Origin of the sequence: Shewanella electrica, from assembly GCF_022321485.1 — a bacterium.
Taxonomy (GTDB): Bacteria; Pseudomonadota; Gammaproteobacteria; order Enterobacterales; family Shewanellaceae; genus Shewanella; species Shewanella electrica.
In genome coordinates, this window is the sequence record NZ_JAKOGG010000492.1 from 1 (window position 1) to 255 (window position 255).

Sequence of the window (255 nt, forward strand, 5' to 3'; positions counted from 1 at the left end):
GATGGTGAGCGTACCATTTTTCTTCAGGAATGAAGCCGTCCTATGAAAAAGGTCAGCGCGGTCGTTGGGAGAATAGTAGTGAAGAATATTGTTCATCATGACCATATGCACGGGCTCAGCAGGGCCGGCCCACTCTTCCATTTTTGTATGGTGCACTTCAATTTGCGGGCGATGCTCAATAGCCTGTCTGGCCTGCAGGACGACATCGGCATTGATATCAACGCCGATGTACCGGCCCTTCCTTTGCTTCTCGGC

General features: G+C 51.4%; 1 protein-coding gene. It reads right to left on the reverse strand.

The window, feature by feature from the left end; all coding sequences use genetic code 11:
• Positions 1-255: class I SAM-dependent methyltransferase (locus L9G74_RS21285; protein WP_238898781.1), on the reverse strand; the 255-nt coding region annotated here is incomplete at both ends.